The organism is Variovorax terrae, assembly GCF_022809125.1.
In the GTDB taxonomy this organism is placed as follows: Bacteria; Pseudomonadota; Gammaproteobacteria; order Burkholderiales; family Burkholderiaceae_C; genus Variovorax_A; species Variovorax_A terrae.
Map to the genome: position 1 here is coordinate 1,659,430 of NZ_JALGBI010000001.1, position 18,956 is coordinate 1,678,385.

General features: G+C 68.9%; 18 protein-coding genes, 1 tRNA gene and 2 riboswitches. Of the genes, 5 read left to right on the forward strand and 14 right to left on the reverse strand.

Annotated features, from left to right (window positions below):
- Window positions 1–22: 22 nt before the first annotated feature.
- Together MMF98_RS07845 and pbpG are read left to right on the forward strand one after the other, a co-directional pair.
- Window positions 23–1,561 (forward strand): 2-isopropylmalate synthase, encoded by a 1,539-nt coding sequence (locus MMF98_RS07845; protein WP_243305719.1) that lies wholly within the window; start codon window positions 23–25, stop codon window positions 1,559–1,561.
- Between the two features lie 132 nt (window positions 1,562–1,693).
- On the forward strand, window positions 1,694–2,734 hold the full coding sequence (gene pbpG, locus MMF98_RS07850) for a D-alanyl-D-alanine endopeptidase (protein ID WP_243305720.1): 1,041 nt from the start codon (window positions 1,694–1,696) through the stop codon (window positions 2,732–2,734).
- 70 nt (window positions 2,735–2,804) lie between these two features.
- On the opposite strand, the gene MMF98_RS07855 is transcribed toward pbpG, so the two are convergent.
- The 6 genes from MMF98_RS07855 to MMF98_RS07880 form a co-directional block, all read right to left on the reverse strand.
- Window positions 2,805–3,593, reverse strand: a complete 789-nt coding sequence (locus MMF98_RS07855; protein ID WP_243305721.1) for an IclR family transcriptional regulator — start codon at window positions 3,591–3,593, stop codon at window positions 2,805–2,807.
- A gap of 82 nt (window positions 3,594–3,675) precedes the next feature.
- Window positions 3,676–4,422, reverse strand: coding sequence for an arginyltransferase (locus MMF98_RS07860; protein WP_243305722.1), 747 nt, complete (start codon window positions 4,420–4,422; stop codon window positions 3,676–3,678).
- A complete protein-coding gene (aat, locus tag MMF98_RS07865) occupies window positions 4,419–5,183 on the reverse strand; it encodes a leucyl/phenylalanyl-tRNA--protein transferase (RefSeq protein ID WP_243305723.1) in 765 nt (254 codons plus the stop codon). Before aat ends, MMF98_RS07860 begins: the two co-directional genes overlap by 4 nt.
- A 59-nt stretch (window positions 5,184–5,242) precedes the next feature.
- Window positions 5,243–5,641, reverse strand: coding sequence for a DoxX family protein (locus tag MMF98_RS07870; protein WP_243305724.1), 399 nt, complete (start codon window positions 5,639–5,641; stop codon window positions 5,243–5,245).
- Between the two features lie 160 nt (window positions 5,642–5,801).
- Window positions 5,802–5,877, reverse strand: a tRNA-Asn gene (locus tag MMF98_RS07875).
- A 35-nt stretch (window positions 5,878–5,912) separates the two neighbouring features.
- Window positions 5,913–8,039: a TonB-dependent siderophore receptor gene (locus MMF98_RS07880; RefSeq protein WP_243305725.1), complete on the reverse strand. Its 2,127-nt coding sequence runs from the start codon at window positions 8,037–8,039 to the stop codon at window positions 5,913–5,915.
- Window positions 8,040–8,312: 273 nt separating this feature from the next.
- A riboswitch (TPP riboswitch) is annotated at window positions 8,313–8,416 on the forward strand.
- Window positions 8,417–8,468: 52 nt separating this feature from the next.
- Between MMF98_RS07880 and thiM the strand changes: the two genes are divergently transcribed.
- From thiM to thiD, 3 genes are read left to right on the forward strand one after another with little or no spacing between them, the layout of a single operon-like run.
- The gene (gene thiM / locus MMF98_RS07885) at window positions 8,469–9,302 is read left to right on the forward strand and encodes a hydroxyethylthiazole kinase (RefSeq protein ID WP_243305726.1); all 834 of its coding nucleotides are present in this window, start codon (window positions 8,469–8,471) and stop codon (window positions 9,300–9,302) included.
- Window positions 9,296–9,964, forward strand: coding sequence for a thiamine phosphate synthase (gene thiE, locus MMF98_RS07890; RefSeq protein WP_243305727.1), 669 nt, complete (start codon window positions 9,296–9,298; stop codon window positions 9,962–9,964). Before thiM ends, thiE begins: the two co-directional genes overlap by 7 nt.
- Window positions 9,957–10,829 carry a bifunctional hydroxymethylpyrimidine kinase/phosphomethylpyrimidine kinase gene (gene thiD / locus MMF98_RS07895; protein WP_243305728.1) on the forward strand — a complete coding sequence of 291 codons (873 nt, stop codon included), beginning with the start codon at window positions 9,957–9,959 and terminating at the stop codon, window positions 10,827–10,829. Before thiE ends, thiD begins: the two co-directional genes overlap by 8 nt.
- On the opposite strand, the gene MMF98_RS07900 is transcribed toward thiD, so the two are convergent.
- From MMF98_RS07900 to fdxA, 8 genes are all read right to left on the reverse strand, one after another.
- Window positions 10,807–12,108: a purine-cytosine permease family protein gene (locus tag MMF98_RS07900; protein WP_243305729.1), complete on the reverse strand. Its 1,302-nt coding sequence runs from the start codon at window positions 12,106–12,108 to the stop codon at window positions 10,807–10,809. The genes thiD and MMF98_RS07900 overlap by 23 nt on opposite strands.
- A gap of 77 nt (window positions 12,109–12,185) precedes the next feature.
- A riboswitch (TPP riboswitch) is annotated at window positions 12,186–12,287 on the reverse strand.
- Between the two features lie 37 nt (window positions 12,288–12,324).
- Complete coding sequence (locus MMF98_RS07905) at window positions 12,325–13,311, reverse strand: Bug family tripartite tricarboxylate transporter substrate binding protein (RefSeq protein ID WP_243305730.1); 987 nt, start codon at window positions 13,309–13,311, stop codon at window positions 12,325–12,327.
- 30 nt (window positions 13,312–13,341) lie between these two features.
- A complete protein-coding gene (locus tag MMF98_RS07910) occupies window positions 13,342–14,334 on the reverse strand; it encodes a tripartite tricarboxylate transporter substrate binding protein (protein WP_243305731.1) in 993 nt (330 codons plus the stop codon).
- 52 nt (window positions 14,335–14,386) lie between these two features.
- Complete coding sequence (locus tag MMF98_RS07915; RefSeq protein WP_243305732.1) at window positions 14,387–15,553, reverse strand: mandelate racemase/muconate lactonizing enzyme family protein; 1,167 nt, start codon at window positions 15,551–15,553, stop codon at window positions 14,387–14,389.
- Window positions 15,550–16,548, reverse strand: a complete 999-nt coding sequence (locus tag MMF98_RS07920) for a hydroxyacid dehydrogenase (protein WP_243305733.1) — start codon at window positions 16,546–16,548, stop codon at window positions 15,550–15,552. The genes MMF98_RS07915 and MMF98_RS07920 overlap by 4 nt, the downstream gene beginning before the upstream one ends.
- A 62-nt stretch (window positions 16,549–16,610) precedes the next feature.
- Complete coding sequence (locus tag MMF98_RS07925; RefSeq protein WP_243305734.1) at window positions 16,611–17,336, reverse strand: FadR/GntR family transcriptional regulator; 726 nt, start codon at window positions 17,334–17,336, stop codon at window positions 16,611–16,613.
- 141 nt (window positions 17,337–17,477) lie between these two features.
- Window positions 17,478–18,587, reverse strand: coding sequence for an NAD(P)/FAD-dependent oxidoreductase (locus tag MMF98_RS07930; RefSeq protein WP_243305735.1), 1,110 nt, complete (start codon window positions 18,585–18,587; stop codon window positions 17,478–17,480).
- A gap of 24 nt (window positions 18,588–18,611) precedes the next feature.
- Window positions 18,612–18,941, reverse strand: coding sequence for a ferredoxin FdxA (gene fdxA, locus MMF98_RS07935; protein ID WP_243305736.1), 330 nt, complete (start codon window positions 18,939–18,941; stop codon window positions 18,612–18,614).
- Between the last annotated feature and the right edge of the window lie 15 nt (window positions 18,942–18,956).

An 18,956-nucleotide genomic window follows, 5' to 3' on the forward strand; every position in this document is an offset into this window, starting at 1 on the left:
GCATCGAGAACAAGGAGCGCCCATGACCGACAAACTCATCATTTTTGACACCACCCTGCGCGATGGCGAGCAGTCCCCGGGCGCCTCCATGACGCGCGACGAAAAGCTGCGCATCGCGCGCCAGCTCGAACGCCTCAAGGTCGACGTGATCGAGGCCGGCTTTCCGGCCAGCTCCAACGGCGACTTCGAGGCCGTGCAGGCGATCGCCAACGTCATCAAGGACTCGACCATCTGCGGCCTGTCGCGCGCCAACGACCGCGACATCAGCCGTGCGGCCGAAGCCCTGAAGGGGGCGGCGCGTTCGCGCATCCACACCTTCATCGCCACTTCGCCGCTGCACATGGAGAAGAAGCTGCGCATGACGCCCGACCAGGTGTTCGAGCAGGCCAAGCTGGCGGTGCGCTTCGCGCGCAACCTGGTGTCCGACGTGGAGTTCAGCCCCGAGGACGGCTACCGCAGCGACGTGGATTTCCTGTGCCGCGTGATCGAGGCGGTGATCGCCGAGGGGGCGACCACCATCAACGTGCCCGACACCGTGGGCTATGCGATTCCCGAGCTCTACGGCAACTTCATCAAGACCTTGCGCGAGCGCATTCCCAACAGCGACAAGGCGGTCTGGTCGGTGCATTGCCACAACGACCTGGGCATGGCCGTGGCCAATTCGCTGGCCGGCGTGAAGATCGGCGGCGCGCGCCAGGTGGAGTGCACCATCAACGGCCTGGGCGAGCGCGCCGGCAACTGCTCGCTCGAGGAAGTGGTGATGGCCGTGAAGACGCGCCGCGACTACTTCGGCCTCGACCTCGGCATCGACACCCAGCACATCGTGGCGGCCAGCCGCATGGTGAGCCAGACCACGGGCTTCGTGGTGCAGCCCAACAAGGCGGTGGTGGGGGCCAATGCCTTTGCGCATGCCTCGGGCATCCACCAGGACGGCGTGCTCAAGGCGCGCGACACCTACGAGATCATGCGCGCCGAGGACGTGGGCTGGAGCGCCAACAAGATCGTGCTGGGCAAGCTCAGCGGGCGCAACGCCTTCAAGCAGCGGCTGCAGGAACTGGGCGTGGCGATGGAAAGCGAGTCGGACATCAATGCCGCGTTCATGCGCTTCAAGGAACTGGCCGACCGCAAGAGCGAGATCTTCGACGAGGACATCCTCGCGCTCGTGAGCGATGAAAGCGTCGCGCATGAGAAGGAGCAGTACGGCTTTGTCTCCTTGTCGCAACACAGCGAAACCGGCGAGCGCCCGCATGCGAGCGTCGTGTTCACCGTGGACGGCAAGGAAGTCAAGGGCGAATCGGACGGCAACGGCCCGGTCGATGCTTCGCTGAAGGCCATCGAAACCCACGTCAAGAGCGGGGCGGAAATGGTGCTCTATTCGGTGAACGCGATCAGCGGCTCCACCGAGAGCCAGGGCGAAGTGACGGTGCGGCTGCAGAACTCCGGGCGCGTGGTCAACGGTGTGGGAGCCGACCCCGACATCGTGGTGGCGTCGGCCAAGGCTTATCTGAGTGCCCTCAACAAGTTACAGAGCAAAGCTGACCGTGTGGCTGCACAAGGCTAGGGTAAACACCTATAATTTAAAGCTCATTTGAGGAAGGTCGCGCAAGTAATTGATATTGCGCGACTTTTTCCATTTCTATACACTCCGGCCTATCGCATGCAGCGCACCGGAGATGAATTCATGTCCAGTCGTATGAATCCTGTGTTGGGGCAGCCGTTGAAACGTATCCTTCAAGTTGTTGGAATCTGTGCCGTTCTGGCCGCTTTGGCATTGCCTGAAGCGCACGCGGCCCAGCGCAAAAAAGTCGTCGTCAAGAAGCAATCGCAGACGACCTCGGTCGTCGCCAAGCGCAAGGTGCGCGTCACGCTGACGGCCAAGCGCAAATCCGTGGTCCGTGTGGCGGCGGTGCCCGCTAGGCCTTCCTACGGGCAGATCGCCGGCCTGCATTCCACGCAGGACGCGCTCGATCTCAAGTCCAGCGTGGCGCTGGTGATCGACCAGGACACGCGCGAGGTGCTGTTCAGCAAGAACGACTCGGCCGTGCTGCCGATCGCCTCGCTGACCAAGCTCATGACGGGCGTGCTCATCAGCGAAGCCAAGCTGCCGATGGACGAGATGATCGCCATCACGCAGGATGACGTGGACACCGAAAAAGGCAGCAGCTCGCGCCTGCGCGTGGGCACGATCCTCAGCCGCGGCGAGTTGCTGCACCTGGCGCTGATGTCCAGCGAGAACCGTGCCGCCCATGCCCTGGGGCGCACCTATCCGGGCGGCCTGTCCGCCTTCGTGAGCCTGATGAACGCCAAGGCCAAGATGCTGGGCATGAAGGACACCCGCTATGTCGAGCCCACCGGCCTGTCCAGCCACAACCAGTCCAGCGCGCAGGACCTCGCCACGCTGGTGAGCACCGCCTACAACGACCCGACCCTGCGCGAGCTGTCGACCTCGCCGGGCTACCAGGTGGAAGTGGGCAACCGGACCCTGCAGTACAACAACACCAACCGCCTCGTGAAGAACCCGGCCTGGGACATCGGCCTGCAGAAGACCGGCTACATCTCCGAAGCCGGGCAGTGCCTCGTGATGCAGGCCAAGATCGCCGGGCGCAAGCTCATCATGGTGTTCCTCGATTCCGCGGGCAAGCTCAGCCGCATCGGCGACGCCGAGCGCGTGCGCCGCTGGGTGGAGTCGAATCCGGTGACCAGCAGCCCGGCCATCAAGCAAGTCAGCGGCTGATTCGAGGTGCTATCGTTTCGGTAGCATCAAAAGACCAGCCGGCGCGGACCTTCTCCGGTTTTTCCATCAATCAGCGGGCGCCAGCCGTCTTGTAGCCCAGCGCCGCAGAGATTTCGTTGGCCGTGGCCTGCAGCTTGGGCAGCCAGCCCTCGTCGAGCCGGTCGGCCGGGGCCGAGATCGACAGCCCCGCCACCAACCGGGCCTGGTCGTCGTAGATGCCGGCGGCCATGCAGCGCACCCCCAGTTCCAGCTCCTCGTTGTCGCGCGCGATGCCGTACTGGCGGGCACGCGACAGCTCGCGCTCGAGCGCCGGCAACTGCGTGATGCTGTTCTTGGTGTGGCCGTTCAGGCCGGTGCGCGTGGCATAGGTGCGCACGCGCTGCGGGTCGTCCGCCGCGAGGAACAGCTTGCCGGTGGACGTGAGGTGCAGCGGCGCCCGCCCGCCGATGGCGCGCACCACCTGCATGCCCGAGCGCTCGCTGTAGGCGCGCTCGATGTAGACGATCTCGTCGCCCTGGCGCATGCTCAGGTTCACCGGCTGCTGGATCAGCTTGTGCAGCTCGCGCATCGGCAGCAGCGCGGCATCCCGCACATTCAGGCGGCCCTTGACGAGGTTGCCCAGCTCCAGCAGCCGCATGCCGAGGCGATAGCTGCCGGCCTCGGGCCGGTCCACGAAGCGGCCGGTGGCCAGGTCGTTCAGGATGCGGTGCGTGGTGGAAGGGTGCAGGCCGGTCTTCTCGCTGATTTCCTTGAGGGAGACGGCCTCCTCGCGCGATGCCAGCACGTCGATCAGCGCGAACATGCGCTCGATGACCTGGATGGTGGGGGTGGCCGGGACGCTGGCGTCTGATTTTCTCATGGGGCGATCGAGGGATTGCGGTCCCAGGATTTTACCTTGTGAAATCCTGTTCCGCACGAACCGGTGATCGCCTTTCGGCCGTTCAGGCGGGCGCCGAACCCTTCACCCACTGGCCCGCCACCAGGGTTTCGTGGGGCGCGAAGCGCGCCTTGTAGTTCATCTTGGGGCTCTGGCCGATCCAGTAGCCCAGGTACACATGGGGCAGCCCGAGCTGGCGTGCCTGCTCGATCTGCCACAGCACGCTGTAGGTGCCGTAGCTGGCGCCGGCGTCGGGTTCGTAGAAGGTGTAGACCGCCGAGATGCCGTCGTTCAGCACGTCGAGGATGGAGGCCATCTTCAGCGCGCCGGCCGATCCGTCGGGCAGCGTCTCGCGGAACTCGACCAGCCGCGAGTTGACCCGGCTCTGCAGCAGGAACTGGGTGTACTGGTCGATGCTGTCGTGGTCCATGCCGCCGCCGGCATGGCGGCCGTTCTGGTAGCGCAGGTAGAGGTGGTAGTGCTCGGGCACGAAGCACAGCTTGAGCACGCGCGCCTGCAGGTTCTGGTGGCGCGTCCAGGCGCGGCGCTGGCTGCGGTCCGGCTGGAACTGGGAGACCAGCACGCGCAGCGGCACGCAGGCGCGGCAGCCGTCGCAATAGGGCCGGTAGGTGAACATGCCGCTGCGCCGGAAGCCGCTGGTCACCAGGTCGGAGTAGGTGTCGTTGTGGATCAGGTGGCTGGGCGTTGCCACCTGCGAGCGGGCCTGCTTGCCCGGCAGGTAGCTGCACGGGTAGGGCGCCGTTGCATAGAACTGCAAGGTCTGGAGCGGTAGATCCTTGAGGTGTGTCACGCTGGCTCGGCCGGGGTGGACAGTAGTTCGCGCCAGTATACGGGCTCGAAGCGCCAATGGGGAGCGGGCTCAAGCCGGCGGCGCGCGACCTCGGCAAGGAAGTCGCCGCGCGGAATCTCGCGCGCCCCCAGCCCGGCGAGGTGCCGCGTGTTCTGCTGGCAGTCGATCTGGCGGATGCCGTGGTGGCGGCAAAAACAGACCAGCGCGGCCAAGGCGATCTTCGAGGCGTCGGGCACGCGGGCGAACATCGATTCGCCGAACACCGCATGCCCGAGATTCACGCAGTACAGGCCGCCGGCCAGCCGGCCGTCGATCCAGGTTTCCACGCTGTGCGCCAAGCCGGCGGCGTGAAACGCCTCGTAGGCCCCCACCATGTCGGGCACGATCCAGGTGCCCGACTGGCCGCTGCGCGGGCTGGCCGAACAGGCGCGGATGACCTCGCCGAAGGCGCTGTCGAAGCGGATCTCGCAGCGCGCGTCGGCCTGGAATTTCTGCAGCGTCCTGCGCAGCGAGCGGTGCAGGCGGAACTCGGCCGCGTGCAGCACCATGCGCGGATCGGGGCTCCACCAGAGGATGGGCTGGCCCTCGCTGAACCACGGGAAGATGCCTTGCGCGTAGGCGCGCTGCAGGCTGTCCACGTCGAGCGCCCCACCGCCGGCCAGCAGGCCCGGCGCCGGGTCGGCCGGGCCCCAGGCCAAGGCGGGATCGGGAAACGGCTCACCCGGTGCGAGCCAGGGCAGTCGAGAGGGAGAGGCGGACACGGGTCTGGGGCAGGCAGGCGGGGAGGGGCGATCAGCGGCAGAGCCGCCAGCATGAGAGCCTAACCGAAGAGCGGCAGCAGCGCGTAGGGCCCGCTGCCGAGCAGGATCAGCACGGCCAGGGTGACGCACCAGAACGCCGGATACTCCCAGCCGCCGCCCGGGTTGGCGAAGAGCCAGCCGTTCTTGCCGTGCACCAGGGCGATGGTGCCGGCGATCAGAGGGATTTCGAGCAGCGCCACGAGCCGCGTGGCAACGCCCAGCACCAGCAGCAACCCGCCGCCGATCTCGGCCGCGATGGACAGATACGCCACAAACGAGGGCAGGCCCAGCGACTGGAAATAGCGCAGGGTGCCGGCGGGAGGAAACTCGGCAACTTTCTTCAGGCCATGGGCCAGGAACATCACCCCCAGCGACACCCGCAGCAGCAGTGCGCCGTAGCCGGCCATTTGCATGTCCATGTCAAGCTCCTCGACAACCGGGGGCTGCGAGAGGCCAGAATAACCAGCCCGCCAGGGGCTGGCAACACAGGCGCACGAAATTCGTTGCCGGGCAGGGCGAAAGCAGCGCCGCGCCAAAAGACAAAGGGCCCGCATTTGCATGCGGGCCCTTGCTTTTTTGTGGCTCCTCGACCTGGGCTCGAACCAGGGACCTACGGATTAACAGTCCGGCGCTCTACCGACTGAGCTATCGAGGAACAAGACTTAAATTATAGCGTGTTTTTTGACCATTTCACAAGGAGGCCTGCACGGAAATGCGCAAGGTGCGCGGTGCGCCCGGATAGAGGTAGTAGTGGCCGAACTGCAGCGGGGCTTCGCGCCAGTAGCGCTTGTCGGTCAGGTTGTCGATCGCGAGGCGGAAGGTCAGGTCGGTGCCGCCGCTTTTCGTGCGCCAGGTGGCGCCCGCGTCCCAGCGGGTCCAGGCCGGCAGCATGATCGAATTGTCCTGCAGCACGGCGCGCGGGCCTTCGCGCGTGAGGCGCGTGTCGAGTTCGAGCGCGGGGATCGACGCCAGCCGGTAGGCCGCGCTGGCGCGCAGGGTGCTGCTGGGCACGTTCACCGGCTTCAGCCCGTTGAGCGTGGGGTCCAGCATGCTGCCTTCGCGCCGGGCGTTGAGCAGCATGGCACCGGCGCCCAGGCGCCAGGGGCCCTGCGCATAGCTGACCTGGCCTTCGAGACCGCGGTGGCGCGCTTCGCCGTCGGTCTGGAAGTTCACGCCGTCGTCGGTGACGGCCGGGCGGCGGATCTCGAACAGCGCCAGGCCCCAGCCCAGGCGTTCGTTCCCGCCGCGGATGCCGGCTTCCATCTGGCGGCTCTTCACGGCCGGCAGCGGCTGGCCCGCGTAGAGGTAGGTGGGCAGGTTGGGCGTCACGCGTGATTCCACGCCTTCTCCGGCGCTCACGTAGAGCACTTTATCGGCGATCTGGTAGGACAGGGCGAGCCAGGGCGTGGTGAAGGATTGGGCGTAGTCCACGGGCTGGCTGCCGTCAGTACGCACGCTTGCGCGCTGCATCTGCGTGTGGCGCAGGCCGAGCCAGCCGCGCCACGCGTTCCAGCTGATGCTGTCGAACGCGAACAGCTCGGTGGAGCGCTCGTCGCGGTTGGTGTTCTGGCCGGTGAGCGCGGGCGAGGGCTGGGTGAACAGCGTGCCATTGATGTTGCCGATGCCGTCTTCGGTGCCCGGCGCGCTGCCCAGCGCATCGGTGCGGTTGTAGGCCTGCAGATTGTAGCGTTCGGTGACCGTGCTGCGCAGCAGGCCGAAGCTCAGGTCGTGCTTGAAGGCGCCGGTGCTCACGCTGCCCTGCAGCTGCAGCTTGGCTGCATTGAAGCGGCGCCGCTCGCCCTCGCTGCGGAAGTCATAGACATCGTAGGTGCCGTCGGAGCAGTAGCGGTCGTAGTTGCCTTCGGCGCTGCAGCCGTAGGGAAAGGCCTCGCGGTCGTCGGTCTTGAGCCGCTGCGTGCCCAACTGCGCCGACCAGCGCCAGTCGCGGCTCAGCGCCTGGTCGAAGCGCAGCGTGCCGGTGAGGGCGCCGAACACCACGGGCTGCGTCCAGGGCTGGTTGTTGAGGTTGATGCGCGGGTCGGGCACGGCCGGCAGCCGGTTGCCCAGCAGGCTGAACGCGGCCTGGCTGGGTTGCGATTTGCGCGACCACTCGAACTCGGCCTGCAGCACCGAATCCGGCGTCAGGCGCCAGTCGGTGGCCAGGCTCAGCAGGTCGCGCGAGCCGTTGGCCGAACGCAGCTCGGGCCGCAGCTCCTCATGCGCCACGTTGAAGCGGTAGCCGAAGCGCGCGTCCTGCCCGAAGCGCCCGCCCAGGTCGGCGGCGGTCAGCAGGCTGCCGCGCTCGCCGTACTCCAGGCGCACCACGCGCAGGTCGCGGTCGGTCGGGCGCTTGACCAGGTAGTTGACCAGCCCGCCCGGCGCGCTGGTGCCGGACTGGATGCCGCTGGTGCCCTTGAGCAGTTCGACGCGCTCCTTGTTGTCCAGCGGGATCGAGGTTTCCGCGCTGATGGGCAGGCCTTCGCGCCGGTAGTTGTAGCGGTTGTCCAGCGTGAAGCCGCGGATCGTGAGGAAGTCCCAGTAGCCGGCCGAGTTGTAGCTGTCGGTGGTGGAGGGGTCGATGCGCGTCAGGTCCGACAGGTGGCGCACGCCGGCCGCCTGCATCTGTTCCTGGTCCACCACGGTGGTGGACAGCGGAAGATCGCGCGCCGGCAGGTCGCCGAAGCCGCTCACGTCGGCCTGCGGGGCGGCGCTGCGCTCGCTGATGGTGACCGGCTTGAGCGCGCCCTGCGGCGGTGGCGCGGTCTGGGCCCAGCCCGTGGATGCTATGAAAAGTGTAGCTGCCAAAGACCGCTGCATGCGGACCTCCGGCCTGTTTTGTTTGGAATTTGCCATAACGTTCTCCTTCAACGTCATAGCAGGTCGGCCTGCTGCGGACCGTGGTGCGGCCGCTTGAGAGCATCGGCCCGGTCCTGGAACATGCTTCCCTGCGCGAGGATTACCTCAGTCAGGTTCAAAGGGACTTTCTCAGTCGCCGCAGGTCCTTCCTCCCGGACCGCGGCAACACCCCTAGCGAAGCCCCGCCGAAGCGGGACAGGGCGGATTCTAGCGGTTTGGTTCGCTGCCATAATGGCCGCTTGCTAGAGGTGTCCCGCGCCGCAGGGCGGCGGGACTGAGAAACACTCTTTGAACCTGATCTGGGTCGTGCCAGCGTAGGGAAGCGTCACAGGCTTTGCCGCCTTTCCCCGCCACGGTGCGCCCAGGTTCTTCCATCTGACAAGGACCGACATGGCCGCCACGCTTTCTTCCTCCGATCTCTGGGCCGACATCGCCGCCGTGCGCGAGCGCTCGCCGCTGGTGCACAGCATCACCAACCTCGTGGTGATCAACCTCAACGCCAACACGCTGCTGGCCGCCGGCGCCTCGCCCGTGATGGCACACGCGCACGAGGAGGTGGCCGACATGGTGGCCATCGCGCAGGCCCTGGTGGTCAACATCGGCACGCTCGATCCCTACTGGGTGCGCAGCATGGAACTGGCGCTGCAGGCCGCGGCGGCGCGCGGCCTGCCCACCGTGCTGGACCCGGTGGGCGCGGGCGCCACGCCCTACCGCAACCAGACGCTGGAGCGCCTGCTGGACGCGGCCGCGCCCACGGTGATCCGCGGCAACGGCTCCGAGATCATGAGCACGGCGGGCGCCGCAATCCGCACGCGCGGCGTCGACAGCAGCGCGGCCGCGGGCGATGCGCTGGGCGCGGCGCAGGCGCTGGTGCAGCGCACGGGCGGCGCCGTCTGCGTGAGCGGCGCCACCGACCACGTGCTCGATGCGCAGCGGCGCTGGAGCCGCCTGGCCAACGGCCACGCGTGGATGACCCGCATCACCGGCGTGGGCTGTTCGGCCACGGCGCTGGTGGGGGCCTTCTGCGCCGTGCAGCCCGATGCCTGGCGCGCCACCACGGCTGCGATGGCGCTGCTCGGCGTGGCCGGCGAGATCGCGGCGGAGCAGACCCGGGCCGCCGGCCAGGGCGTGGGCAGCATGCAGGCGCGGCTGCTCGATGCGCTGCAGCTGATCGACCAGGCCACGTTCGAGCGGCGCCTGCGGCTCGAGGTGGCGTCGTGGTAGCCGCCCACCTGAAGCCCGATGGCGGGGCATTGCGCCGCCTGCTGCGGCTCTACCTCGTCACCGATTCGCAACTGACGCGCGGCCGCGCGCTGGCCGACGTGGTGGGCGCCGCCGTGCAGGGCGGCGTGAGCTGCGTGCAATTGCGCGAGAAGCAGCTCGGCACGCGCGACTTCCTGGCGCAGGCGCTGGCGCTCAAGGCGCTGCTGGCGCCGCTGCGCATTCCGCTGGTGATCAACGACCGCATCGATGTGGCGCTGGCCTGCGATGCCGACGGCGTGCACCTGGGCCAGAGCGACATGCCGCCCGACGAGGCGCGCCGCCTGCTGCCGGCGCATGTCTTCATCGGCTGGTCGGTGGAGTCGTCCGCCGACGTGGTGCGCAGCGCGCTGCTGCCGGTGGACTACCTCGGCGTGAGCCCGGTGTTCGCCACGCCTACCAAGACCGACACCGAGGCGCCCTGGGGCCTTGACGGCCTGCGCCGGGTGCGCGCCCTGACCTCGCTGCCGCTGGTGGCGATCGGCGGAATCCATCCCGGCAACGCGGCCGAGGTGATGGCAGCCGGCGCCGACGGCTTGGCCGTGGTCAGCGCATTGTGCGCGGCCGACGATCCGCGGGCCGCCGCGCGCGATTTCCTGCAACGCATGGAGGCCGGGCATGTTTGAACATGAATACCCGCGCGTCCTGTCGATCGCCGGCTCCGACAGCGGCGGCGGCGCCGGCATCCAGGCCGACCTCAAGACCTTCTCAGCGCTCGGCTGCTACGGCATGACCGCCATCACCGCGCTCACCGCGCAGAACACGCGCGGCGTGCGCGGCATCCACGGCGTGCCGCCGGCCTTCCTCAAGGCGCAGCTGCAGGCCGTGATCGAGGACATCGGCGTACATGCGGTCAAGATCGGCATGCTGCATGCGCCCGAGATCGTGGACGTCGTGGCCTGGGCCATCGACGAATACCGGCTGCCCAACGTGGTGCTCGACCCGGTGATGGTCGCCACCAGCGGCGACCGGCTGATCGCGCAGGAGACGGTGCAGGGCCTGGTGCGCGAGCTGTTCCCGCGCGCCGTGGTGGTCACGCCCAATCTCGACGAGGCGGCGCTGCTGCTGGGCCGCGAGCTGCCCGGCGTCGAGGCGCTGGCGCCGGCGGCCGCCGATCTGCTCGCGCTGGGCGCCCGGGCCGTGCTGCTCAAGGGCGGGCACCTACCGGGCGAGGAGGTGGTGGATGTGCTGGCGCAGGCCGGGGACGGCGGGGCCGCTCCGGCGTTCGAGCGCCTGCACGCCCGGCGCATTGCCAGCGCCAACATCCATGGCACGGGTTGCACGCTGTCCTCGGCCATCGCCTGCGGGTTGGCCGTGGGGCTCGATCTGTCGCAGGCGGTGGCGCAGGCGCGCCGCTATGTGCTGCAGGCCCTGGCCAGCGGCGCCGGCGTGCGCACCGGGCAGGGCCATGGCCCGCTGAACCACGGCCATGCGCCCTTGCCTGCGCGGCTGCTGCCGCTGGCAGCACTCAGCCCGCGCGCGGACGCGTGAACCAGGCCAGCGCGAAGCTGAACGCCAGCGAGGGCAGGGCGGAGCCGAGATCGGGCGCCACCAGCGGGCACAGGTGGTAGGCGGCGATGCCCGCAAACCAGATCAGGGTCGGCCCGCCATGGGCGCGCTGCGCGCGGGCCAGTAGCGCCACCGTGTCGGTGCCGAAGGCCAGCCGCCCCAGGATCACGCCGAACAGCGGCACGAACACCGAGCTCAGCAGCAGCAGGAAGGGCTCCAGGCTGTGCATGGGCAGCAGCAGCGCCAGCACCGTGCAGGCCAGCGCCATGCCCAGGCCCCAGCGGCGGATGCTCCAGCGCGGCGCCAGGCTGTGCGCCGACACGGCGCCCGAGTAGGCATCGCCGTAGGCGTTGTCGACCTCGTCGATCAGGATCAGCGACAGCGCCAGCAAGCCGCCCTGCGCCAGCAGCAGCGCGGTGACCAGGTCGGCGCTCGGCAGCACCAGCGCCACCAGCACGCCCAGCGCATAGCACCAGATGTTGGCCAGCGCGTAGCCGAACCAGGTGCCCCGCAGCGCCGAGCGGCCGCTCAGGCCATGGCGGGCATAGTCGGCCACCAGCGGCAGCCACGAGATCGGCATGGCGATCACCAGGTCCAGCGCCGGCAGCACGCCCAGGCCGCCGGTGCCGGGCCGCTGCCAGAGCGCGGCCCAGCCCTGCGCATGCGCCAGGGCGAGGAACTGCCAGCTCAGCCACAGCAGCGACAGCACCACCAGCGGCAGGGCCACGCGCGCGATCACGCGGCGCACCAGCCGCACCATGGAGCCGCTGATCAGCAGCACGATCAGCCCGCCCCACAGCAGCGTGGCCGCGTAAGGCCAGAAGCTCGCCGACAGGCCGCCGGTCTGCCGCCCGATGGCCACGGTGGCGTCGCGCATCACCACCAGCTCGAAGGTGCCCCAGCCCACCAGTTGCACGATGTTAAGCACGACGGGCAGCCGCGCGAAGCCGCTGCCGTAGACCGCATGCATCAGCCCGGCGCTGGCCAGCCCGCTGTCGCAGCCGAGCTTGGCAACCCAGCCCAGCAGGCCGGCGCCGATCACCGAGCCCGCCACGATGGCCAGCAGGGCCTCGCGCGTGCCAAGGCCGGGCATCAGGTAGGCGCCGACCTGCATCACCAGCAGGCCGACGCCGAGGCTGAACCATAGCGAGGCGTGGTCGTGCCAGCGGAAGGCGCGGTCGGCCCCGGCCACGGGCGTGAGGGCCTGGTTGCCGGGCGGCGCGGCGGCCGTGGCGGCCGAGGAAGAGGTGGTGTGTGCCATCAATGTGCTCCAAGCAGATTGGCGGCAGGTGGGCGTGGCGTGGCGGAAGGCGTTGTCGCCACCCGGGAGGTGGCGCTGCCCTGCCATGCCTGCTTCCCTGCGCGAGGATGATCTCAATCAGGTTCAAAGGGACTCTCTCAGTCGCGCATTCCACACACGCGACACCCCTAGCGATGCACCCTTGCGGGTACTGGGCGGATTATAGGGACACGGCGGCTACTCGGCCTTCACGTGCGCCGCCTTCACGATGGCGGCGTACTTGCCGATCTCCGAGCGGATCAGCGTGCCGAATTCGGCCGGGCTGTTGCCGGCGGGCTGCAAGCCCATCGAGACCAGCTTGTCCCGGGTCTCGGGCTGGGCCAGCATGCGCAGCAGCTCGGCATTGAGCTTGTCGACCACCGGCTTGGGCGTGTTGCGCGGCGCCACGATGCCGTACCAGGTGCCGTCCTCGAAGCCGGGCAGTCCCGCCTCGGCCAGCGTCGGCACCTCGGGCAGGGCGGCCACGCGCTGCAGGGACGACACGCCGAGCGCGCGCAGCTTGCCGCTCTTGACGAAGGGCACCAGCGTGACGAGGTTGTCGAACTGCGCATCGACCACGCCGCCCAGCAGGTCGGTGGTGGCCGGCGCGCTGCCCTTGTACGGGATGTGGCCCACGTCCACGCCCGCAGCCAGCCCGAAGTTCACGCCGCCCAGGTGCTGCGCCGTGCCGGTGCCGCCGTTGCCGATGGTGATCTTGCCCGGCGCGCGCTTGGCCAGCTCGATGAACTCGCGCGCGTTCTGCGCCGGCACCTTGGGGTTGACCACCAGCAGCAGCGGCGCCTTCACCAGCAGGGCCACGGGCTGGAAGTCGGTGGCCGAGTCGTAGTTGAGCTTGGGGTAGATCGACGGGTTTACCGCCATGAAGCCGGCCGCGGCCAGCGTCAGGGTGTAGCCGTCGGCCGGCGCCTTGGCCCCGGCTTCGGCGCCGATGTTGCCGCCCGCGCCCGGCCGGTTTTCCACGATGGCGCTCTGGCCCCAGGCGGTGGACAGGTGCTGCGCCACCATGCGGCCCAGCGTGTCGGAGGCGCCGCCGGGCGGGAACGGCACGATCACGCGCAGGCTCTTGGCGGGGTAGTCGGCCTGGGCCAGTGCCGGCGCCAGCAGGCTGGCCGTGCAGGCGAGCGCCGCGCCGAGGCGGCACACCAGGCTTGTGAATGTCTTCATGGGAATGGCTCCTTGTGGTGGTTGTAGGGCTCAGTCGAGCTTGGCGCCCGAGTCCTTGACGACCTTGGCCCAGCGCGTGGTCTCGCTGCGCATGAAGCTGCCGAATTCGTCCGGCGAGCTGGGCATGGGCGTGACGCCCATCGAGGCCAGCTGGGCCTGGAACGCCGGCTCCTTCAGCGCGCGCAGCATCTCGGCGTTGAGCCGTGCGATCACGTCCTTCGGGGTGCCCCGGGGGGCGAGAAAGCCGAACCACACCGTCATGTCGAAGCCCGGCAGCGCCTCGGAGATCGCGGGAATCTCCGGGGCCGCGGCGGAGCGCTTGAGGCTCGAGACGCCGAGCGCGCGCACCCGGCCGCCCTGGACCTGCGGCAGCACGGCGGGCATCTGGTCGAACAGCATGTTGACCTGACCGCCGATCAGGTCCTGCATGGCGGGGCCGCCGCCCTTGTAGGGCACATGCGTGATGTCGATGCCGGCGGCCGACTTCAGCATTTCGGCCGCCAGATGGCTGGAGGTGCCGTTGCCGTTGGAGGCGTAGTTGAGCTTGCCCGGGTGGGCCTTGGCGTAGGCGACCAGTTCCTTCACGTTGGCCGCGGGCACCGCGGGGTGCACCACCAGCAGGTTGGGCACGCCGGCGTACAGGCCCACCGGGGCCAGATCCTTCAGCGGGTCGAACGGCATCTTTGCGTACAGCGCGGGGTTGATGGCCAGGCCGATCGGGCCCATCAGGATCGTGTAGCCGTCGGGCTCGGCCTTGGCCACCAGGTCCATGCCGACGTTGCCGCCCGCGCCGGGCCGGTTGTCGACGACGATGGTCTGCCCCAGTCCCTGGCCCATGCGCTCGGCCAGCAGGCGGGCCAGGATGGAGGTGGTGCCGCCTGCGGCGAACGGCACCACCAGCTTGATCGGCTTCGACGGGTAGGCGGCCTGCGCCTGCGCGCCGCCCGCGAGCAGGGCGAGCGAGGCGCCGCAGAGGCCAAGGGCCAGCCGCCGCGAAAGGGCGCGGGAACGAGGGAAGGTCATGGGTGTGTCTCCTGTGTTGGAATGGAAGGCAGTGAAGGGGGCGGGCCCCGCGTCAGGCAATGGCGTAGCGCTCGACGAAGTCCTGGCGGATCGTGATGCCCAGGCCGGGACGGTCCGGGATGTCCACCAGGCCGTCCTGAACGCTGAACTGCTCCTCGGCCAGTTCCTGCAGCAGCGGGTTGGCGCCCACCGAGTACTCGAGCAGCCAGCCAGCTGGTGAAGCCGCCGCCACATGCATGCCGGCTGCGAACGCGAGGGCGCCGGTCCACAGGTGCGGCGCGAGCTTGATGTTCCAGGCGGCCGCGATGGCGCCGATGCGCATGGCTTCGGAGATGCCGCCGCAGATCGCGAGGTCGGGCTGGAACACGTCGGCAGCGCGCAGTTCGGCGAGGTCGCGGAAGTCGAAGCGGTTGAACTCGCTCTCGCCGGCCGCGATCGGGATCGCGGTGGCGGCGCGCACCTCGGCCACGCCGCGCTTGTCATCGGCCGTCACCGGCTCCTCGAACCACAGCAGGTTGCAGTCTTCCACCAGGCGGCAGAAGCGCTTGGCCTCGGCCACCGTGTAGGTGCCGTGCGCATCGCAGGCCAGGCCGATGTCCGGGCCCAGCGCCTGGCGCGCGGCGATCACGCGGCGCGCGGAGTTGACCGGGTCGCCGTCGATCACGCCCACGCGCATCTTCACGGCCTTGAAGCCGCCGCGCGCCACATAGCCCAGCAGCTGCTCGCCGATGTGCTCGGCATCGGCCCAGCCGCCCGAGGCGTAGGCGGCCATGCGCTCGGCCTTGCGGCCGCCGAGCAGGCGCCAGACCGGGGCGTCGAGGTGTTTGCCCAGCAGGTCCCACAGCGCCATGTCGATGCCGCTGAGGGCCGCGATGGACACGCCGCGCCGGCCCATGATGGGGAACACGTGGCCGTGCGCCAGCGCGTAGTGGCCGCGGCAGCCGTTGTACATCAGCTCCCACAGGCGGTTGATGTCGCGCGGATCTTCGCCGACCAGGCCGGGGCCGAACTTCTGGTTGATGATGGCCACGAGGCCGTGGCTGTTGCCCTCGCTGCCGACCTCCTCCTTGGCTTCGCCCCAGCCGATCAGGCCGCACTCGGTTTCGATGCGGACCAGCACGGAGTCGAACGAGGCGACGCGGCCGAAATCGGAGACATGCTGCTTCTCGTAGGGGATCGGGACGTGAAGCCAGCGGGCGGTGACGCTTTTGATTTTCATGGGTGGTGTTGCAGTTGGGACCAGCGCTCGAGGATCAGCTCTCGCGCTTCGGGGTTGACGAAATGAAGGGGCAGGCGGCCGTCGAGCATCTCCAGCACCTGGCGGGCGGCGCCCTGGCTCATGCGCTGCATGCTTTCCTGCGTGATGCCGGCCAGGTGCGGCGAGAGCAGCACCTGCGGCAGCGCGCGCAGCGGGGAATCGGCCGGCAGCGGCTGGGTGGCGAAGACATCGAGCGCGGCCCCCGCGAGATGGCCCGAGCGCAGCGCTTCGATGAGCGCGGCCTCGTCGACCACCGGGCCGCGCGACACGTTGATGAGCCGCGCGCCGCGCGGCAGGCGCGCCAGCCGCGGTGCATCGATCAGCCCGCGCGTGTCCGGGGTCAGCGGGCAGGCCAGCACCAGGTAGTCGGCCTGCGGCAGGGCCTCGTCGAGCGTGGCGTACTGCACCATGTCATTGGAAGCGGCAGGCGTGCGCCGCACGCCGAGCACGCACATGCCGAAGCCCAGTGTGCAGGCTCGCGCCAGCGCCTGGCCGATGGCGCCCATGCCCACGATGGCCACGGTCTTGCCGCGCAGGTCGGTGGCCCGGTCGGCCAGTTGCCGCGCGGCGTCCCAGGGGCCGGCGCGCAAGGCCGCATCGATGGCCGGCAGTTGCCGCGCCAGCGCCAGCATCTGCCCGACGGCGTACTCGGCCACGCTGCCCGCATTGACCGCCGGCACATTGGCCACGGCCACGCCATGGCGGCTGGCCTCGTCCAGCGGAATCATGTCGAGCCCCGCGCCGTGCCGTACCACGCCGCGCAGCCGCGGCGCCTGGGCGAACAGGTCCGGCGGCAGCGGCGCGCGCACGATGATGAAGCTCGCCTCGCGCGCTTCATGCCGCAGCGTGGCGGCGTCGGTGGCGCTGGCCAGGCGCACGTCCAGGCGTTGCGCCAGCAGGGCGGCCGCGCCGGGATCGATGGGGTGGGTCAGCAGGACGGAGAGGGGCGAGGTCACGGGCAGGGGCGGGCGGAGCCCGGCGGAAAAGGGAACGGACGAGGGGGAAGGCGAAGGCGGGATCAGCGTGCCGGGCCGGGTGCCGGCGCCGCATTGGGCACCAGGTTCGCCAGCCAGTAGCGCTCGACATTGCCGAGGTGGTCGCCGAGCACATCGAGCGCGCGCGCGGTGTCGCCGGCGGCGACGGCGTCGCGCAGCGCCGTGTGCTGCCGGATCGAGCGCAGGCCATTGGCCGGATCGCCGAAGTAGCGTTCGCGCCGGGCCCGCGATGCCAGCCAGAACGAATTGGCGGCGCGCTGGATCAGCTTGTTGCCGCTGGCCGCGCACAGTGCCATGTGGAAGTCGGCGTCCTGTTCGCTGAGCGTCTGGCCGGCCGCGTGGCGGGCGCGGGAGACCGCGAGGACTTCATCGATGCGAGCGAGATCGGCCTCGGTGCGGCGGCTGCAGGCCAGGCCGACGGCCTGCACCTCGAGCATGGAGCGAAACTCGTTGAGGTCCTTCACGTCGCTGGGCGAGACCGGCATGCCGAGGTCGGACTCCAGCACCAGCATGTCCACCGAGGCCTCGCGCGCCACATCGCGCAGGTAGATGCCCGATTGCGGACGCCGCTGGATCACACGCATGGCTTCGAGCGCCGACAGCGCCTCGCGCAGGATGCCGCGGCTCACGCTGAAGCGCTCGGCCAGCTCGCGTTCCGACGGGATGCGCTCGCCGGGGGCGTACCCGCGCTCCCGGATGAAGGGCAGGATGCGGGAGAGGACTTGGGTGCTGTCGGTGGCCTGGGACATGGGTAAATTGGTCTAACCAAATTGGTTTAACCAGATTTTGAATCGAATCACGCCCCACTTGTTCAGGGTTTACCCGTAAATCACATGAAAAAAGCCCGCATGCAGCGGGCTTGGGTGACTTGGCCAGCGGGTGGGCCGGGCTCAGTCGAACACGGGTGTTTCCACACCCAGTACCTTGTGCAGCTTGGGGCTGGTGGTGGTGTATTGCAGCTGGATCTTCTTGTCGGGGAACACGAAGGGCGCGGCGGCGAAGGCGGCCAGCGCGCATTCATGGAAGCCCGAAAGAATCAGCTTCTTCTTGCCGGGATAGGTGTTGATGTCGCCCACGGCGAAGATGCCGGGCACGCTGGTGGCGAAGCCCTCGGTGTCCACCTTCAACTGGCGGCGCTCGATGTCCAGGCCCCATTCGGCGATGGGGCCGAGCTTCGGGCTCAGGCCGAAGAACACCAGCAGCATGTCCAGCGGCACCACGCGGGTCGTGGCATCGGCGCCGGTGACCTCGACGCCGCTGAGCCGGCCGTCCCGCGTTTCGCAGCCGGTGATCTGGCCGACGAGGAACTGCATGTCGTGCGCATCGCACAGCTGCCTCATTCTGGTCACGCTGGCGGGCGCAGCCTGGAAGCCGTCGCGGCGGTGCAGCAGGGTCACGCTGCGGGCCTTCGGGGTGCCGTCCTCGCCCCGGGTGGCGAAGTGCAGCGCCCAGTCGAGCGCCGAGTCGCCGCCGCCGACCACCATCAGGTGCTTGCCGGCGAAATCGGCCGGGTTGCGGACCTGGTAGAACAGTTGGGAGCCCTCGAACGGGTCCAGGCCGTCCACCCGCAGCTTGCGCGGCTGGAAGGCCCCCACACCGGCCGCGATGAACAGGGTCTTGGTCAGGAAGCGCGCGCCCTTGGAGGTTTCGACGGCGAAGCGCCCGTCGTCCTGCTTCTGGACCGTGGTGACTTCCTGGCCCAGGTGGAACGTGGCGCCGAAGGGCTTGATCTGCTGCAGCAGCGAATCGACGAGCTCGCGGCCGGTGCACACCGGCACGGCGGGAATGTCGTAGATCGGCTTGTCGGGATAGAGCTCGATGCACTGGCCGCCAGGGTAGGGCAGCGAGTCGATCACATGGGCCTTGATTTCGAGCAGGCCCAGCTCGAACACCTGGAACAGGCCGACCGGGCCGGCCCCGACGATCACCGCATCGGTTTCAATGGGGCCGTCGTGGGCTTGCGCGGTATCGACCACTTCCTGGCTCAGCTGGGGTTCCATGGCGGCAGCGGCAGGCGCACAGACTCAGCGGACGAGTTCGCCGATCTTGTCCGTGACGTCCTTCCATTCCTCGGCTTCGGGCAGCGCGGGCTTGCGTTTGGTGATGCTCTTCCAGCCCGCCTGCTGGCTCAGCTCGACGTTGAGCTTGATGAAGGCGATCTGGTTGGCCGGCACGTCTTCTTCGGCATAGATCGCGTTGACCGGGCATTCGGGGATGCAGACCGCGCAGTCGATGCATTCATCGGGGTCGATCACCAGCATGTTGGGACCTTCGCGGAAACAGTCCACGGGGCAGACATCCACACAGTCGGTGTACTTGCAGCGGATACAGGATTCGGTGACGACGTGAGTCATTTGGTTCTTGCAGTG

Bases quoted from the DNA above. Each gene is read 5' to 3' on its own strand.
- MMF98_RS07845 (WP_243305719.1), top strand. From the start codon at position 23: ATGACCGACAAACTCATCATTTTTGACACCACCCTGCGCGATGGCGAG.
- pbpG (WP_243305720.1), top strand. From the start codon at position 1,694: ATGAATCCTGTGTTGGGGCAGCCGTTGAAACGTATCCTTCAAGTTGTT.
- MMF98_RS07855 (WP_243305721.1), bottom strand. From the start codon at position 3,593: ATGAGAAAATCAGACGCCAGCGTCCCGGCCACCCCCACCATCCAGGTC.
- MMF98_RS07870 (WP_243305724.1), bottom strand. From the start codon at position 5,641: ATGGACATGCAAATGGCCGGCTACGGCGCACTGCTGCTGCGGGTGTCG.
- MMF98_RS07880 (WP_243305725.1), bottom strand. From the start codon at position 8,039: ATGCAGCGGTCTTTGGCAGCTACACTTTTCATAGCATCCACGGGCTGG.
- thiM (WP_243305726.1), top strand. From the start codon at position 8,469: ATGGCCGCCACGCTTTCTTCCTCCGATCTCTGGGCCGACATCGCCGCC.
- thiD (WP_243305728.1), top strand. From the start codon at position 9,957: ATGTTTGAACATGAATACCCGCGCGTCCTGTCGATCGCCGGCTCCGAC.
- MMF98_RS07900 (WP_243305729.1), bottom strand. From the start codon at position 12,108: ATGGCACACACCACCTCTTCCTCGGCCGCCACGGCCGCCGCGCCGCCC.
- MMF98_RS07905 (WP_243305730.1), bottom strand. From the start codon at position 13,311: ATGAAGACATTCACAAGCCTGGTGTGCCGCCTCGGCGCGGCGCTCGCC.
- MMF98_RS07910 (WP_243305731.1), bottom strand. From the start codon at position 14,334: ATGACCTTCCCTCGTTCCCGCGCCCTTTCGCGGCGGCTGGCCCTTGGC.
- MMF98_RS07915 (WP_243305732.1), bottom strand. From the start codon at position 15,553: ATGAAAATCAAAAGCGTCACCGCCCGCTGGCTTCACGTCCCGATCCCC.
- MMF98_RS07925 (WP_243305734.1), bottom strand. From the start codon at position 17,336: ATGTCCCAGGCCACCGACAGCACCCAAGTCCTCTCCCGCATCCTGCCC.
- MMF98_RS07930 (WP_243305735.1), bottom strand. From the start codon at position 18,587: ATGGAACCCCAGCTGAGCCAGGAAGTGGTCGATACCGCGCAAGCCCAC.
- fdxA (WP_243305736.1), bottom strand. From the start codon at position 18,941: ATGACTCACGTCGTCACCGAATCCTGTATCCGCTGCAAGTACACCGAC.